Source organism: Paenibacillus sp. FSL W8-0426 (assembly GCF_037969725.1).
GTDB classification, from domain to species: Bacteria; Bacillota; Bacilli; order Paenibacillales; family Paenibacillaceae; genus Paenibacillus; species Paenibacillus hubeiensis.
This window is the reverse complement of sequence record NZ_CP150203.1, coordinates 2,282,347-2,299,185: the sequence shown is the minus strand read 5'-3', so window position 1 is coordinate 2,299,185 and position 16,839 is coordinate 2,282,347. Positions and strand designations below refer to the sequence as shown.

The following is a 16,839-nucleotide window of genomic DNA, read 5'->3' as shown; positions in this document are numbered from 1 at the left end:
ATTCCTGATTAAGCCTTGGCTGTAAACGAATCGCGCGGAAGATCACTCTCTTCTGCATGCTCGCTGCGCCAGTTACGCAGCTCTTCCTGCAAATTCGCAACGGTTATCGAATCGTCGGTCTGTTCCTCGCGTTCACGCGAGCGCCGTTGTTCGCGGGAGTTGCCCCCAGGCTGACGTCCGCCATCCTGATACATTTGCGACCCCACCGAACTGTTTTGAGTTACCTCTATCCGTTCTACCTGTATGCCTTGTGCAGCCAGCGAAGTCCGAAGCTGCGACATCTGCTGCTCGATCATGTCTTTGGCCATGGCGTGTTCTGTCATGAAGCGGGCGACGAGTTGGCCATTTTGAATCGAAATCTGCACATCCAGCTTGCCCAAATGCTCTGGTCTAAGAGAGATCGTCGCTTCCGAGAATCCCTTTTGATGTACGATATCCAGTTTGTTAATGACAAATTGCGTCATTTCCTTGCTGAATTGTGAAGCCTGCATTACCGGCTCTGCCGGCTTTGCTGCCAGCGTTCCGGACGATCTAAGGGACAGTTCTCCTGCCGTAATGATGCGATTCTGATCGGCCCCATCCAGCTGGCTTTCACCCGATCCGATTGAACCACCCGCCTCACTGGCATTATCCGCCATGGCAGACTGCAAAGTCAGCGTATTGCTTTGCGGTCCCGAAACGTTGGATTTGAGCTGCCCGGCATTGGATTGAGCTCCCTCTGTCTGGTCATTAACTACTGCAAAAGCATCCACCATGGATTTCAGCTCGGTCCAACCTTTGTTGCTGTTCAAAGGAACTCCTGCTTGATCCAGCCGATCCTGCAAGGTTTGGAGCAAATGTTTAAGTTCGGTCGTGTTTTTGACAACAGCGCCATCCGGCTCCGTAAACTTGGCCGCCATTTGCGTAAGCACATCCTGCAGCACAAACCGCGCCGCCGCCGGATGTTCTTCCAGATGGATCGCAAGCGGGCTGCTCGCAGCCGCTTCCGTCGGAACCGTTTCGTTTTCATCCGCCGTTTCCCCGGTCTCAGCACCATTCAAAAGAACGTACAGCTGCTGGATGATGGATTGCAATTCCGCGGCGAGCGTCGGATCGTTCTCGAGAGTTTCGTCAAGCGAATCCAAATCGTCAAACAACGAGCTTAGCAGTTCCATCAATGATTTTTGTTCTCCTTCTTCCAATGAAGCAAAGGAAAATACAAGCGGATTGGAAGACAACGATTCCGGTGATTCGGATGTGCTGGCGTTTGCTACGCCTCCGTTCATGGACTGTGCCAGCGTTTGGTCAAACGTTCCAGTCACACCATCAGGTGCAGATGTTCCGGATGATTTAGAAGCTCCTGCTGTTTTGCCCGATGGAGCCGTGGAGGTCATCTGATATACCATCGACATTTCTTTTTCACCCCCCTTCTCCGTGAGAGATGGTCCTTTCTATTTGTTGCCCATCAAACGATTCAGAATTTTGGCTGTTTCTGCCGAATCTGCGCTGGACATGCTCTCCAGCAGTCGGGAACGGGTGGCATCATCCACCGAGTTCAGAATCGTCAACGTTTTGTCAGGGCTCAGTTTATACGTCTCCAAGAGAAGCGTTGCTGCGTTTGAAGCAGACATGGTGGAGAAGGTTTGGCTCAACTGGCTTTTGTCCAGGTTTTTGGATGTCGTTGCCGTCGTCGTCTGGGATGCCGATTGCTCTTTTTTGAGCCTCGATTGCAATGCGTCAAGGGCCAGATCACCCGAAGGTTTGGCGTCTTTCATCATCATGGTGACATCGGCAGCCGTTTTCGGATCCATTTTCTCCAAAATTTTCGTTTGGGCGCTGGACTGCATGGAACTTAACATAAGCACCATTTCTTCGTTCGTCATGTTTTGCAAAATCGGAGCAGCTTTGCTCGGACTCATGGCCGCATACATTTTCGCCAAACTTTTGATTTGCTTCTGATAGTCGGACTCCTCTTCCGGTGCAGACTTGGCAGCTTCTTCGGCAGCCTTGCTCGCCTCATCGAGTTTCTTTTGCAGCTCACTGGCTTTTTGCGTTTCGGTTGCCGTCGCTTCCTTGGCTGCTTGAAGCTCTGTCTCTTTCTGGGCTACCTCGGACTTCAATTTCTCAATGGTTGCTTCTGCGCTCTCCACTTGCTTCTCGCTATTTTCAAGCTTTTCTTTTTCAGGATCCAGCTTGGGATCGGGAACCCAATCTTTTACGACAGGAACCTTGTTGGCCAGCTCAAGCAGATTATTTCGAACATCTACATTGAACAGGGTCAAGAGCACCCCGAGCAGTACCACCGTGAACACAATCGGGATGGAAATCATGAGAAACTTTTCCCAACCGCTGCCGGACTCCTTTTCCAACTCTTCGTCTTTAACAGCCATTTTCTATTTCCTCCTTCACGAGACAACTCCGCTTTTGCGAACCGGTATCAAATCGCACGTCCGGCTTTCGCAGCGAACCGCACAGTAGCCATCTCGTCCAGATCGTTCTGTTCCCGGAGGAGCATCTCCTGCTGAAACTTGAGTTTGGCTTTCCCTCTCGCTTCGAGCCATACTTTTTCGTCCACCATTTTACCGTTCAAAAACGTTTGATTCCGCTGTACATGAACCTGAGCATGCTTCACGTCATCGCTTTTCCTGGAAATGCATTCATCGAGATGATGGATGTAGCGCTGCATTTCCTGCAGACTGGACACGGAAGCTTTAGCAGCCGTTGCGGATTGAATCCCTTCAATGGCTTCCTGTTTGTCGTTCAACAGCTGCAACAGATGCTCTTCCTCGGTCTGAAGTTTGCCGATGGCTGTGGATAACATCCACTCCGCTTGTGTCTTTTCATTGCTTTTCAGGTCGACAACCTTTTGGAAATGATATCGAAATTTCATCGTTTACCTTTTCATCTCCTTGCAAATTCAGAAATCAAACGTTCCTGCACTTCACTTAGCGTCACTTTTTCGTCCACTTTTTGCTTCGTAAAATTCCATATGTTCTCGATCTGTTCGATCGACTCGTCGATAGCTGCATTGGAACCTTTCTGATAGGCACCGATATTGATCAAGTCTTCGGATTCTTTGTACACGGCCATCAACCGTTTCATGTTGTTTACGGCGTCCAGTTGTTCCTCCGGTGCGATATCCTTCATGACACGACTGATGCTGGCCAAAACGTCGATCGCCGGAAAGTGGCCTTTGTTGGCGATGGCACGGTTCAGCACGATGTGCCCGTCAAGAATCCCCCTGACGGCGTCGGCTATAGGTTCATTCATGTCATCCCCGTCGACAAGCACCGTATAAAATGCCGTGATGGAACCGGTCGGCCCTGTCCCTGCGCGCTCCAAAAGCTTGGGAAGGCTGGCAAACACCGAAGGAGTGTATCCCCTCATGGCCGGCGGTTCGCCGACAGCAAGTCCCACTTCCCGTTGCGCCATCGCATATCGCGTTACAGAATCCATCATTAACATGACATTCATGCCTCTGTCCCTGAAATATTCTGCAATGGTCGTAGCGATCACCGCTCCCTTGATTCGAATCAAGGCCGGCTGATCCGAGGTCGCGACGATGACGACCGAACGCTCCAGTCCTTCCGGCCCCAGATCGCGTTCGATAAAGTCACGAACTTCGCGTCCCCGCTCCCCGACAAGCGCGATGACGTTGACATCCGCCGCCGTATTGCGGGCAATCATGCCCATCAGCGTACTTTTCCCGACACCGGAACCTGCGAAAATGCCAACCCGTTGGCCTTTGCCTACCGTAAGAAGTCCATCGATGGCTCTCACGCCAACACTCATCGTCTCAAGTACCCTTGGGCGATCCATTGGATTAACCGGCGCATTGGAGGTCGAGTAGGTTGGCATTCTTGACGGCAAAAGCGAACCATCGAGCGGCTTGCCCAGACCGTCAAGCACTTTTCCGAGCAGTTCGGAACCGACCTGTACGCCAAGCGGCTTGCCTGTCCCAACCACATCGCAGCCAGGACCTATGGATTGAAGTTCCCCTAGCGGCATTAACAGCACCTTATTGTCTCGAAAACCTACAACCTCCGCTTGAAGCGGTTTGGCCGATTTGCCAGGGTAGATGTAGCATACATCGCCGATGCTTGCATCCGGCCCCTCCGATTCCACCATGAGACCAATGACCTGAGTCACTTTGCCATTCACTCGAACGGGATCAAATTGTCGCAAATGTTCCATATATCGCTGCGAGCTTAAAATCTTCATTTAACTTTTCGACTCCTCATCCTCAAGTGCGATGCGGACCAGTTCTTTTTTGATTTCGGAAAGCTGTGTGTCGATTCGGGCATCCACACTCCCGAAGGACGACCGGATGACACAACCTTTGTCCTTCACGGTCGCATCGGGCAGAATTTGCAATTCTGCCTGCGAATCAATCGACAGCGCGAGTTCTTCCCGCGCAGCCTGGACAAATGCAAATTGTTCAGGGGCTACACACAACGTAATGATGCCCTGCTCCCGTTTTCGCGACAAATTCTGTCGAATGAGCTCGAGCATATGCTCCGGATCAAGCGTCAGCTGTTTGTCGATCACTTTTTCCGCTATTCCGCAAGCAAGTTCAACGAGGAAAGGCTCTGCTTCCTGAATGATTTGCTCTTTTGCTACATATGCCTCTCGGAGAACTTGCTGGGCTTCCTTCATCATCTCTTCGATTTTCACCTGGAGCTCATGCTCAGCCTGTACCCTGCCCTCTTCATAGCCTTGCTGAAAGCCTTGTGAACGCATGGCTTCAATTAAATGCTCATCCTGCTGACGTTGCTCCTGCCACCAGGCCTCGATCTGTTCCTTCGCCTCCTGAAGCATTTGCTCCGTCTGCTCTGAAGCTTCACGCACCTGCTTTTCCGCAAACTCCTTGGCATCCTTCAGCATCTCTTCCGTCAGGCGTTTGGATTCCTCATCAACACGTGCTTGCAACGATGCGGCATGTGTCGAATCATCATCACCATCCGAAGCTGTTTCCGCTTCTCCGTAATAATGGTGGTTTTCCAGACGCTTGTGATCCTGAGCAGGCACATACTGAAAAGATTTAATCAAATTAGACAATGATGTCATCTCCTCCGCCACGGGCGATAATGATCTCACCTGCATCCTCCAGTTTGCGGATAGTTCCTACGATGCGCGTTTGGGCTTCTTCAACGTCACGCAGACGCACAGGACCCATAAATTCCATTTCTTCTTTGAACGTTTCGGCCATACGCTTCGACATATTTCGGAAAATAACATCGCGAACTTCTTCGCTGGCCACTTTCAATGCCAACTGCAAGTCGGCGTTGTCGATATCGCGGATAATGCGCTGAATCGAACGATCGTCCACATTGACGATATCCTCGAACACGAACATCCGTTTTTTGATTTCTTCGGCAAGCTCCGGATCCTGAATTTCCAAGGAATCCAGAATGGTGCGTTCCGTCCCCCGGTCGACCCCGTTGAGGATTTGCACGATGGATTCGATACCACCTGCGTTCGTATAATCTTGTGTTACCGTTGATGAAAGCTTCTGTTCCAAGACTCTCTCCACCTGAGCAATGACTTCCGGAGACGTGCTGTCCATGACCGCGATTCTTCGGGCTACATCCGCCTGCTTCTCTTGCGGCAAAGATGAAAGGATGGCAGCCGCTTGTTCAAATTGAAGATAAGAAAGAACGAGAGCGATGGTCTGTGCATTTTCGTTCTGGATAAAGTTCAGAATCTGGTTCGGATCTGCCTTGCGCGCAAAGTCAAATGGTCTGACCTGCAGCGTGGCCGTCAGGCGATTAATAACTTCAAGCGCTTTTTGAGAGCCGAGCGCTTTCTCCAAAATCTCTCTGGCATAGGTAATACCGCCTTGAGAGATGTATTCCTGGGCCAAACAAATTTGGTGGAATTCCGCCAAGATCATTTCTTTTTCCGCAGAATCCACTTTGCGAACATTGGCAATCTCCAATGTCAGCTGTTCGATCTCTTCATCTCTGAGATGTTTGAAGATTTGGGCCGAAACTTCCGGTCCCAGCGTAATCAATAAAATTGCTGCTTTCTGTCTTCCGGTCAATCCTTGACCGCTCGCTTTTGCCAATGCATTCACCTCTATTCGTCAGCCAGCCACGTACGCAGCAGATTGACGAATTCGTCTGGCTTTTTCTTTGCCAAACTCTCCAATTGTTTGCGCACTTGACTTTCGTTCGTCACACTGTCCAGCGTAATGGACGGAAACTCTGTTGCTACAGGGAGAGGAAGCTCCTCTTCTTCGTCTTCTTCTTGTCTGCGACGGCGACGCACAAGCAGGATCACCACTGCAGCGATCAGCGCTGCCACTAACCCGCCTGCTGCCCATAACATCCATGAAGAAAGTTGGAAACCGGTGCTTTCCGCAGTTGTCGTTTGGAATCCTTGGGAAATCACTGAAACTTTTTTAGTCAAATCCGCGTCTGTTAATTGAACATCGGAATCAGCCAAGGAAGCACGGACGATATTTACCAGAATGTTCTCGATCGCATCCTGGACAGGCTGCTGCAATTCCGTTTGGCCTGCTGGTGGTTCAACCGCGACGTTAATGGTTAAATCTTTTACAGTATAAGGACTTGAAACGATATCTTTCACAATCCGGTTCACATCGTAATTTCTGGTGCTTGAGGACTCTTCGGAAGTCGAGTTCCCCGAGCCGCCGTCGGCAGACGGGTATCCGGGAATTTCCTCTTGACCGGTACCTGCTACACCGCCGGTTGGATTGCTTGCACCTGAATAACTCTTCTGGATCTCCTGTACGCTGATGGCGATCCCTTGCATATTTTCGGTATCTACCGGTGTTACCAGGTTTTCCTTGCGTGTTTCTTTATCAAAGTTAAGTTTGGACGCCACCAATACGTTAACCTTGTCTTCGCCCACGATTTGGGACAGGAATTGTTTCACATTGTTGCGCACATCGTTTTCGAACTTTTTCTGCAACGCCATATTTTCCTGAACTTCGGAGGATAATCCGCCGCTGCCTCCTCGTGCAGTCGGAATCAGTTCAGCTTCGTCGGCATTCGTAATGGTAATGTTCTCAATCGGCAGATTGGGAACCGCTGTTTTCACGAGATTGAAATACCCGTCTACAGCTGCCTGGTTAGGATGATATCCAGGCTGGAACGTCAATGCAATGGAAGCAGATGCTTTGTCCTGCTCTTCAAGGCCTGCAAAAATATTATCTTTCGGCATATTAATCAGAGCCTTCGCCTCTTGAATGCCTTGCATCCGTTGAAGAAGCTGTTCTACTTCCCCGTTAATCGCGTTGTTGTATTTGACATCGAACTCTTTGTCGGTCATTCCGATCGGCGACGAGGATTCCTCGAATGCCTTATATCCCAAAGAACCGTTTTGAATGATGCCTTGCGAACCCACATTGACTTTTGTCAAGGCCACGTCGGTGCTTGGAACCGAAATCGATTTGCCATCCGCACTTAATTTGTAAGGAATGTTCGCCGAATTCAGATAATTGATGACTCCTGCGGAATCGCTTGCGTTCAGATCCTTGAAGGCCACCTCATATTCCGTCTTGGACAATTGCATCGTCACGACAACCGCAGCCAAGATCAAAAATGCAAAAGTGGATACTAGCAATATCTTTTGTTTTTTACTGAAACTATTCCAATACTGGACCGTTTTGTCCTTGTACCGGGCCATTCTCTCGTTCACTCTGTCACCCCATCCGAAACTTTGCTAATCTGTCCCGAAGCCATCTCCGTCGCTCGCTCGTTTGAAAGCAGGAAGAATGTTGGCAGGATCAGTACCGCGTCTGCTAGTTGTTAGGTCCAGCGCCGACATCATTGCAGGCGTGCTATTACAGTTGAGTACGCATAATTTCCTGATATGCTTCGATCACTTTGTTTCGAATCTGGGTCGTCAACTGCAAGCTAAGCAGCGCCTGTTCAGACGTGATCATGACCTGATCGATATTTGCTTTGCCAACCAAAAACTGGTTGGTCATTTCGTGTGACTCGGTCTCTTGGGCCGCTACGGAGCCAAGAGCCTCTTGTAGATATGTACCGAAGTTTTGAATCGTTTCGGCTGGTGTGGATGGCCGTTCCACTGTCGTGCTCTGCAACTGCAAAGGTTGAGCCCCTTGTATACTGAACATGTTATTTTGAATCATTAATGTCCCTCCCGTCAGCTCTTTCGTTTGTCTCACTTGGTGCTACCGATTTACATTCAATCAGGCTCTTCCGATTTCCAGAGCTTTCGTGAACATCGCTTTGGTGGAATTCAGTGCTGTAACATTTGCCTCATATGAGCGTGAGGCCGAGATCATATCCACCATTTCTTTGGCGATGTCGACATTGGGCATCATGACATAACCTTCGGCGTTAGCATCCGGATGTGTCGGATCGTACACCGGTTTAAGCGGTGACTGATCTTCGCGAATTTCCGAAACCCTGACTCCTTTCCCGGTAGCCCCTCCTTGCATCTGACTTTGAAGAAGGCTGCTGAACGAGGATTTGTTCGGTTCCAGGACAACCATTTTCCTTTTGTATGGGACCGCTTCCCCGTTGGACACGCTGGCACGGGTCGTTTCGGCATTCGCAATGTTGGACGAGATCACATCCATCCGCAAACGCTGCGCGGTTAGAGCAGACGAACTAATACTAAAGCTGTTGCTAACGTTCACTAGAATTATCTCCCTTCAATTCCGACTCGCATCATCTTGATCTGTTCATTTACCTGCTGAATGTAGGCGTTATATCTCAGTTGGTTCTCCGCCAGAAGACTCATCTCACGATCAATATCGACATTGTTCTGGTTATTGTTCATGGAGGTACTCTGGTCCATTTCGACTACTGGCGCGGGAACGGAAGAGGAAGGACCTATGACAAAATGCCTTGGATCTGTCACTTTCCCTTTCAAAACCTTGATATCCCCATCGTTCATTTGCTGTTGCAGCATTTCTTCAAAAGAAACGTCAGAACGCTTGAAATACGGGGTGTCAGCATTCGCGATGTTGTTGGCAATGGCATTTTGCCGCATATTCGACGCATCAAGTGCACCTTGCAACCTTTTAAAACTAATATCATTCAAAAGATTCATAATATCCCTCCTCTCTTTTAAAATTATGGAAAAAGTTACAACCCTTTTTCTTCAAGTTATCCTTGTTTTCGACAAAAACAGGTTCGTTTTTATCCGTCGATCTAGGACTTAAGTAGAATTAACTCTGATGTTGTCGTATAACATAAGTTTCTTAGAGATTGGCATTTATTACAATAAGAAAAAAGCCCTATCTTTTCTTAAAGACAGAGCTTTTTGAGTATTTTCAGCAAATTATGATTTTTTTCGTAAACGATGGGACCCAAAAGAAAACATTGTTTAAATCTACTTAACATCTAGTCTCTTACAATTCAAAGTTCGCTTCACGATTTCATCTATATTTTTAAGCGATCCGAATTGAGCGAAGAGTTATCCGGCGAATTTTCCCATGGTTAAACATGAAAAATTTGGCGTAACAATAGGCTTTCCAAACCAGGATGCAATAAAACCGATGTATCGTTGTAATTCATAATTGACACCCCGTCCAGAAGACAACCCTTCATTTCTGAACTTGGGAGACTAACAATTTCTTAACATTTAGAGTTAACAAAACCGTGCACCGTCCCCGGTTTTCAGTTTCATCCAAAATGTCCCATTACTCAGGCTTTTTTCGCATTTGCGCAATAAAACCGACCCATTGCCATTAAACCGATCACTAGACTAGGACAATAAATAAACCTATATTTGGAATTCAAACCAATTGAATTTTAAACATATGCGGATGCTTATCTAAGACAATCTCCTTGATCTGCTTCACAAGTCCTATATTTCGGCATGTCCCATCGTGCTTTTACTCTATTATCGGTTAAAACGTTGTTAAACATTAGCTGCTATGTAACAAAAATGTCGAAATTATATGCGAAGCTTCAAAAAAAAGACACGCATTGGGACATTCGCCCGGTGCGTGTCTTTTCCCTTATAGAATGTACTGACTTAAATCGCGATCCTGTGCAATATCGCCGAGTTTTTCCCGAACATACTCCGGTGTAATGAGCATGCGCTCCAGCGTCAGCTCAGGGGCCTCAAAGGATAAATCCTCCAGCAGCTTCTCCAGAATGGTGTGCAGACGGCGAGCACCGATATTCTCGGTGTTCTGGTTTACGGACACGGCAAGCTTTGCGATCTCCCGAATGGCTTCGGCTGAAAACTCGATCTCAATATCTTCCGTTCGCAACAAATCGACATATTGCTTCGTTAACGCATTTTTAGGTTCTGTCAGAATGGATACGAATTCTTCAAGCGTCAAGCTATCCAACTCCACGCGAATCGGAAAACGTCCCTGCAGCTCCGGAATGAGATCCGACGGCTTCGCGACATGAAATGCGCCAGCTGCGATAAAGAGGATATAATCCGTTTTGACGGGCCCATATTTGGTCATCACCGTCGAACCCTCGACAATCGGCAGAATGTCGCGCTGTACACCCTCCCTGGAGACGTCCGGGCCGCTCCCGCGCCCTTGGCTGGCTACTTTGTCAATTTCGTCGATAAAAATGATCCCCGTTTGTTCTGCCCGACGGACCGATTCTTGGGTGACATCATCCATATCGATCAGTTTGCCCGCTTCTTCCTGGGTCAGCACCTTGCGCGCTTCCTTGATGGCCAGCTTGCGTTTTTTGGTGCGGCGGGGCAGCAGGCTGCCAAACATCTCTTGCATGTTCATGCCCATCTGATCATTCCCCTGCCCGGCAAACATATCCATCATGGAAGGCGTCGTATCCTCGACATCGATTTCGATAATTTCGTTTTCCAATTTGCCTGACAACAGGTCGAATTTGATTTTCCGCCGTCTTTCCGCAAGCCCGGAATCGGTTTGGCGATCTTCCTGTTCGTCTTCCTGGCTCGAATTGTTGCCAAAGATCATTTCGAACGGATTACGCTGGTTTTTAGAACGGGACGTCGAAGGCGCCAAAATATGTACGATTCGCTCATTGGCGGCTTCCTCAGCCTTATCCTTCACTTTTTCCGTACGCTCCTGTTTCACCATGCGCAGGGACGTTTCGATCAGATCACGGACCATGGATTCGACATCGCGGCCGACATAACCTACTTCCGTAAATTTCGTAGCTTCCACTTTCACGAAAGGAGCGCCTACCAGTTTGGCCAAGCGGCGCGCGATTTCCGTTTTTCCGACCCCGGTCGGGCCGATCATCAAAATGTTTTTCGGTACGATGTCGTCCTGGGTGTGTTCAGGCAGCAGGCTCCGTCGATAACGGTTGCGAAGCGCAACCGCCACCGATTTCTTCGCCTGCTTCTGTCCTACAATGTACTTATCCAGCTCTGCTACGATTTGTCTTGGGGTTAACGATTGAGTTTGCATTCCGGTTCCCTCCTGCCATTATGCCGGATTTTTTCCGGCATCTTAACTTTTATCCAAAACTAGGGGTAACCCCGCATAGCGCTTGAAACAAACCTTCGACCCAGGTTCTCGCTTGCGGGGTTACATTACAGCTCTTCGACAATAATGTTGTTATTGGTATACACGCATAGCTCTGAGGCAATTTGAAGCGCCTCCCTGGCGATATCCTTTGCTTCCAGATCCGTGGCATGACGTTTCAATGCTCTTGCTGCTGACAAAGCAAAGTTCCCCCCCGATCCGATTGCAATGACGTCGTCATCCGGTTCGATAATTTCGCCACCGCCGGAAATAAGGAGCATGCCGCTATGATCCATCACGATCAACAAAGCCTCCAGCTTGCGCAAAATCCGATCCTGACGCCAATCCTTGGCGAGCTCAACGGCAGCCCGCTGCAGATTGCCGTGATGCTCCTCCAGCTTGCCTTCGAATTTTTCAAACAAGGTAATAGCGTCAGCTACAGATCCCGCAAAACCGGCAACGACCTGCCCCCGGTACAAACGTCGCACCTTTTTGGCCGTTTGTTTCATGACCACGCTCTGTCCCATGGTCACCTGCCCATCCCCGGCAATCGCGGCTTTGCCATTATGGCGCACAGCACAGATCGTCGTCGCGTGAAATGACATGTCCATGATATAAGCCTCCTACGTATGATTTAAACGCGTCCAGGAACCGTCAGGCCCTCCTCAGCCGCAAAACGGGCAATGCCGTCCAGTGCACGCTGAGCAAGAGCTTCATTTTTTTCTTTTTTGTTGCGAATTTTCTGAGCCAATTTCGGCAGCAAACCAAAATTCGCGTTCATCGGCTGAAAATGCTTGAAATCGGCAGTGGTAATGTATTGAGCCATGCTTCCCAGCGTCGTTTCCGCAGGCAGCACAGCCATATCCTGACCCAGCGCAAGCTTGGCTGCATTCATACCGGCAATCAGTCCGGATGCCGCGGATTCCACATACCCTTCAACCCCGGTCATTTGGCCGGCGAAGAACAGGTTGGAACGCCCTTTGAATTGATAGGTCGGGTGAAGCAGCTTCGGCGAGTTGATGAACGTGTTTCGGTGCATGACTCCATAACGCACGAATTCCGCATTTTCCAAACCAGGAATCAGCGAGAATACCCGCTTTTGTTCTCCCCATTTCAGATGGGTCTGGAAGCCTACGAGATTGTACAGCGTGCCTGCAGCATTGTCCTGTCTCAGCTGAACGACTGCGTGCGGCAGCGTCCCTGTATGCGGGTTGACGAGGCCAACCGGTTTCATCGGTCCGAACAGCGCGGTTTGTTTTCCCCGTTTCATCATGACTTCAATCGGCATGCAGCCTTCGAAATAAATTTCCTTCTCGAATTCTTTCAATTGAGCGACTTCAGCCGTAATCAGCGCCTCGTAGAACGTGTCGAATTCCTCTTCGGTCATCGGACAGTTCAGATATGCCGCCTCGCCTTTGTCATAGCGGGATGCAAGATATACTTTGTTCATGTCGATGGAATCTTTTTCGATAATCGGCGCAGCCGCGTCGTAAAAGTAAAAATATTCCTCGCCCATAAGCGCTTTGATCTGCTCGGACAATGCAGGCGAAGTCAGCGGGCCGGTAGCCACAACCACAATGCCATCCTCCGGAATCGCGGTTAACTCTTCGTTCACCACTTCGATCAGCGGATGATTGTGCAGCGTAGATGTAATTTCACCCGAAAACCCGTCCCGGTCAACGGCAAGCGCACCGCCAGCAGGTACTGCATGGCGGTCTGCAGCTGCAAGCACCAGCGAGTTCAGCATGCGCATTTCTTCCTTCAGGACGCCGACCGCATTGGTCAACCCATTGGCACGAAGCGAATTACTGCATACCAGTTCGGCGAATTTATCCGTGTGATGTGCAGGCGTTTTCACTACGGGTCTCATTTCATAAAGCTTCACGCGCACCCCGCGGCTTGCGATTTGCCAGGCCGCTTCCGTACCGGCCAATCCGGCACCAATCACAGTCACTTGTTGTTCATTACTCAAAATCATTTACCCCCATCTATGCTATTGCGCTGATTCTTCTTCCGGCTCCTCCACGGGCTCCTGATGATCACATGAAGTACACTGCAGGCGAGTTCCCTGCTTGTTGCGCTTCTCAACCATCATGGAACCGCAGCTAGGGCACGGCTTGGCAGACGGTTTATCCCAGGATACGAAGTCGCACTCCGGATATCTGTCGCAGCCGTAAAACACCCGTCCTTTTTTACTGCGCCGTTCCACGACATGACCTTCCTTGCATTTTGGACAAGTTACGCCGATATCCTTGACGATCGGTTTCGTGTTTCGGCAATCCGGAAAGCCGGAGCATGCCAAAAATTTCCCGAAACGACCCAGCTTGTAAACCATCGGTTTGCCGCATTTTTCGCATGTTTCATCCGAGACTTCATCTTCGATCTCGATTTCCTTCATTTCTTCTTCGGCAAATTCAAGGCGCTTCTCGAACGATTCATAGAATTCGGCGAGGACCTTCACCCAATCTTCCGTGCCTTCCTCCACATGGTCGAGATCCCCCTCCATGTTGGCCGTAAACTCGACATCCAGAATTTCCGGGAAAAACTCCTCCATTTGCTCAATAACCAGCTCACCAAGCTCGGTCGGCATAAATTTCTTTTCTTCGATCGCGACATATCCGCGTTTCTGGATCGTTTCCAGCGTTGGCGCATACGTACTTGGACGCCCTATACCCAGCTCTTCCAACGTGCGAACGAGCCTTGCTTCCGTATACCGCGGCGGCGGCTGCGTAAAATGCTGTTTCGGTTCGATCTCTTGCTTTTCGAGCACATCACCGCTTTTCAGCGGCGGAAGCAAACGATCCTCTTCAGTTGTACCGTCGTCATTGCCTTCCACGTACACCTTCATGAATCCCTGGAAGCGGACTTTCGAACCAGCCGCCCGAAACGTGGCGTCTCCCACAGCGATATCTACCGACAGGGTATCCAGAATGGCAGAAGCCATTTGACTCGCCACGAAGCGTTCCCAAACCAGCTTATACAGCCTGAACTGGTCACGGCTCATAAACGACTTGATGGAATCCGGATCGCGCAAAATGGAGGTAGGCCGAATCGCTTCGTGCGCATCCTGCGCATTGGCAGCCTTTTTCGCATAGTTGCGGGGAGTTTCCGGCACAAAGGCATCGCCATACTTGCTGATGATGTAATCTTTGGCTTCTTCCTGCGCGGATGCAGCAATTCGAGTGGAGTCGGTACGCATATACGTGATAAGACCCACGGTGCCCTCTTTGCCAAGGTCAACGCCCTCATAGAGCTGTTGGGCAACGGACATCGTTTTGGATGCCCTGAAATTGAGCTTCCGGGCCGCTTCCTGCTGCAGGGAACTCGTCGTAAACGGGGCAGATGGGTTGCGGCTGCGTTCCTTCTCTTTTACTTCCTTGACTGTAAAAAGAGCGCCTTCGATCTGTTTAAGCACAGCCTGAACCTCTGCCTCGCTGCCAAGCTCGGTTTTTACGCCATTCAACTGATGAAACTTGGCTTCGAAAGGGCTGCCGTCTGCCGTCAGCTTGGCAGTAATGCTCCAGTACTCTTCGGGAATGAAATCATTGATTTCATTTTCCCGATCCAAGATGATTTTGACGGCTACCGACTGAACTCGTCCTGCCGATAGTCCCTTTTTGACTTTCTTCCATAATAGCGGGCTGATCTTGTACCCGACAAGACGATCAAGAATCCTTCTCGCTTGCTGGGCATTCACCAAGTCCATGTTGATTTTGCGCGGGGTTTTGAAAGCATCCTTCACGGCCTGCTTCGTAATCTCGTTGAAAACAACCCTGCAATCCTCGGTGTCATCCAGTTCAAGCGCATGGGCCAAATGCCAGGCTATCGCTTCACCTTCGCGATCCGGGTCAGCTGCGAGATACACTTTTTTCACCTTTTTGCGTGCATCCTTGAGTTCTTTCAGAACAGAACCTTTGCCGCGGATCGTAATATATTTCGGATTAAAATCATTTTCAACCTCAACGCCGATCTGACTCTTCGGCAAATCGCGCACATGTCCCATCGAAGCCTTTACGATGAACTTGCTGCCCAAATATTTGCCAATCGTCTTCGCCTTTGAGGGCGACTCCACGATAACGAGTGAATCCGCCATAGGTTCATCCTCCTCTCAGTGACGAGCTGCTAAAACAAGCGAACTCATCCAATCTAACTAACTTCTCATAACGTTTATGTTCACACACTGCAGCAGCTGCAGCGTCGTCATACCCTCACATACCTTGACCCAGGTAATTGGTTAATCTGCTTTTTTATGATTAAAGATAACAGAACTGAATGCAAATGTCCAAAATCCCAACCCAGCCGTTCCACAAGCTGGTCCAGAGACTGCTCCTCATGCTCCAGCAGAGTGATGACGCGTTGCTCGTCGGAAGAAAGACTTGTTTCGGGAAATATCGCTTGTGCAATCCCTTCGCCTTTCTTCGTTGAACGACCTCTATTGTAAGGAAGTTGTTCGGGATTTGGCAAGCCCATTTGATATTCTTCCAACAGATCGTTAACGGATGTGACCAATTTGGCGCCCTGACGAATCAAATTATGGGCTCCTCTGCTCTTCGGGGAAGTGATCGGTCCCGGAACAGCAAATACATCCCGACCGGCTTCCAGGGCTGCGTCTGCGGTAATGAGCGAGCCGCTGCGAAGGTCGGCCTCGACAACAAGCGTCCCCAGGCTTAGTCCGGCAATAATTCGGTTGCGTTCGGGAAACAGTCCTTGCCGCGCTTTGGTGCCTGGCGGGTATTCCGACAGCAGCAGTCCTTTTTCAGCAATTTTTGCGGCTAATCCACGATTTTCGGCCGGATAGATCTGATCGATGCCTGTTCCGAAAACGGCGATGGTTTTGCCATCTGCACGCAAGGCCGCTTCATGACATACGCTATCAATGCCTCTGGCCAACCCGCTTATCACCGTCAAGCCTGCATGGCATAAATCACCAGCCAGCTTCTCGCCGATTTTGCGGCCATATACGGTCGGCATTCGCGTGCCCACCATGGCAATAGAATCCGAACATAGCAAACCCATATCTCCAATGCCATATAATACCCAAGGCGGCGATCCCGTTTCCTTCAATAATATGGGATACTCACCATCCAGATACGTAATCACCCGAATTCCCAGTTTATAAACCTGCTCTCGTCTCTCCTCGATCCAGCTTCGATTTAATCGTTCGACCAAACGGAGTGCCTGATCCGTTCTCAGCCCGGCCTTTAACCAATCCTCTTTACGAAAATCGAGCATGTCTGCCAGTTTGTGCTCACCGGACATCAGCTTGGAGATCGTTTTCCGTCCAATGCCCTCCATTTCATGCAATCCGAATAAAATCCATTTATCTTTCATATGTATACTTCCTCCCGCTGGAGGGAAAAAAGCTTCCCTCATATTGTGTGGCAAGTGACCCCGGATTGCAAGCGTTTACTTTGTCGTGAAATGTAATCCTTCCTGTT

At 49.6% G+C, this 16,839-nt stretch carries 15 protein-coding genes; all 15 read right to left on the bottom strand.

The genetic code is table 11. The features are described from left to right. Positions 1–8: 8 nt before the first annotated feature. The 15 genes from MKY59_RS10530 to dprA all read right to left on the bottom strand — a co-directional run bounded on the left by MKY59_RS10530 (position 9) and on the right by dprA (position 16,732). The gene (locus tag MKY59_RS10530) at positions 9–1,391 is read right to left on the bottom strand and encodes a flagellar hook-length control protein FliK (RefSeq protein ID WP_339277458.1); all 1,383 of its coding nucleotides are present in this window, start codon (positions 1,389–1,391) and stop codon (positions 9–11) included. A 39-nt stretch (positions 1,392–1,430) separates the two neighbouring features. After that, entirely contained in the window at positions 1,431–2,369 is a 939-nt protein-coding gene (locus MKY59_RS10525) for a kinesin (RefSeq protein WP_236417082.1), read from the bottom strand. A 47-nt stretch (positions 2,370–2,416) separates the two neighbouring features. Beyond that, the gene (gene fliJ, locus MKY59_RS10520) at positions 2,417–2,869 is read right to left on the bottom strand and encodes a flagellar export protein FliJ (protein WP_236417081.1); all 453 of its coding nucleotides are present in this window, start codon (positions 2,867–2,869) and stop codon (positions 2,417–2,419) included. A gap of 11 nt (positions 2,870–2,880) precedes the next feature. After that, on the bottom strand, positions 2,881–4,200 hold the full coding sequence (gene fliI / locus MKY59_RS10515) for a flagellar protein export ATPase FliI (protein WP_236417080.1): 1,320 nt from the start codon (positions 4,198–4,200) through the stop codon (positions 2,881–2,883). Then, positions 4,201–5,037 (bottom strand): FliH/SctL family protein, encoded by an 837-nt coding sequence (locus tag MKY59_RS10510; protein WP_236417079.1) that lies wholly within the window; start codon positions 5,035–5,037, stop codon positions 4,201–4,203. It lies immediately after the preceding gene. Further along, entirely contained in the window at positions 5,030–6,046 is a 1,017-nt protein-coding gene (gene fliG / locus MKY59_RS10505; protein WP_236417078.1) for a flagellar motor switch protein FliG, read from the bottom strand. Before fliG ends, MKY59_RS10510 begins: the two co-directional genes overlap by 8 nt. Positions 6,047–6,057: 11 nt before the next feature. Next, a complete protein-coding gene (gene fliF, locus MKY59_RS10500) occupies positions 6,058–7,644 on the bottom strand; it encodes a flagellar basal-body MS-ring/collar protein FliF (RefSeq protein WP_236417076.1) in 1,587 nt (528 codons plus the stop codon). A gap of 145 nt (positions 7,645–7,789) precedes the next feature. Further along, positions 7,790–8,101: a flagellar hook-basal body complex protein FliE gene (gene fliE, locus MKY59_RS10495; protein ID WP_236417075.1), complete on the bottom strand. Its 312-nt coding sequence runs from the start codon at positions 8,099–8,101 to the stop codon at positions 7,790–7,792. A gap of 60 nt (positions 8,102–8,161) precedes the next feature. Next, positions 8,162–8,614 carry a flagellar basal body rod protein FlgC gene (flgC, locus tag MKY59_RS10490; protein ID WP_236417074.1) on the bottom strand — a complete coding sequence of 151 codons (453 nt, stop codon included), beginning with the start codon at positions 8,612–8,614 and terminating at the stop codon, positions 8,162–8,164. Positions 8,615–8,619: 5 nt separating this feature from the next. Beyond that, a complete protein-coding gene (flgB, locus tag MKY59_RS10485) occupies positions 8,620–9,030 on the bottom strand; it encodes a flagellar basal body rod protein FlgB (protein ID WP_339277453.1) in 411 nt (136 codons plus the stop codon). A 913-nt stretch (positions 9,031–9,943) separates the two neighbouring features. Then, positions 9,944–11,344, bottom strand: coding sequence for an ATP-dependent protease ATPase subunit HslU (gene hslU / locus MKY59_RS10480; protein WP_236417072.1), 1,401 nt, complete (start codon positions 11,342–11,344; stop codon positions 9,944–9,946). 125 nt (positions 11,345–11,469) lie between these two features. Then, positions 11,470–12,012: an ATP-dependent protease subunit HslV gene (gene hslV, locus MKY59_RS10475; RefSeq protein ID WP_236417071.1), complete on the bottom strand. Its 543-nt coding sequence runs from the start codon at positions 12,010–12,012 to the stop codon at positions 11,470–11,472. 23 nt (positions 12,013–12,035) lie between these two features. Further along, positions 12,036–13,373, bottom strand: a complete 1,338-nt coding sequence (gene trmFO, locus MKY59_RS10470; protein WP_236417070.1) for an FADH(2)-oxidizing methylenetetrahydrofolate--tRNA-(uracil(54)-C(5))-methyltransferase TrmFO — start codon at positions 13,371–13,373, stop codon at positions 12,036–12,038. A 21-nt stretch (positions 13,374–13,394) separates the two neighbouring features. Beyond that, positions 13,395–15,494, bottom strand: a complete 2,100-nt coding sequence (gene topA, locus MKY59_RS10465) for a type I DNA topoisomerase (protein WP_339277450.1) — start codon at positions 15,492–15,494, stop codon at positions 13,395–13,397. Positions 15,495–15,601: 107 nt separating this feature from the next. Next, positions 15,602–16,732 carry a DNA-processing protein DprA gene (gene dprA / locus MKY59_RS10460; RefSeq protein WP_339277449.1) on the bottom strand — a complete coding sequence of 377 codons (1,131 nt, stop codon included), beginning with the start codon at positions 16,730–16,732 and terminating at the stop codon, positions 15,602–15,604. Positions 16,733–16,839: the final 107 nt, after the last annotated feature.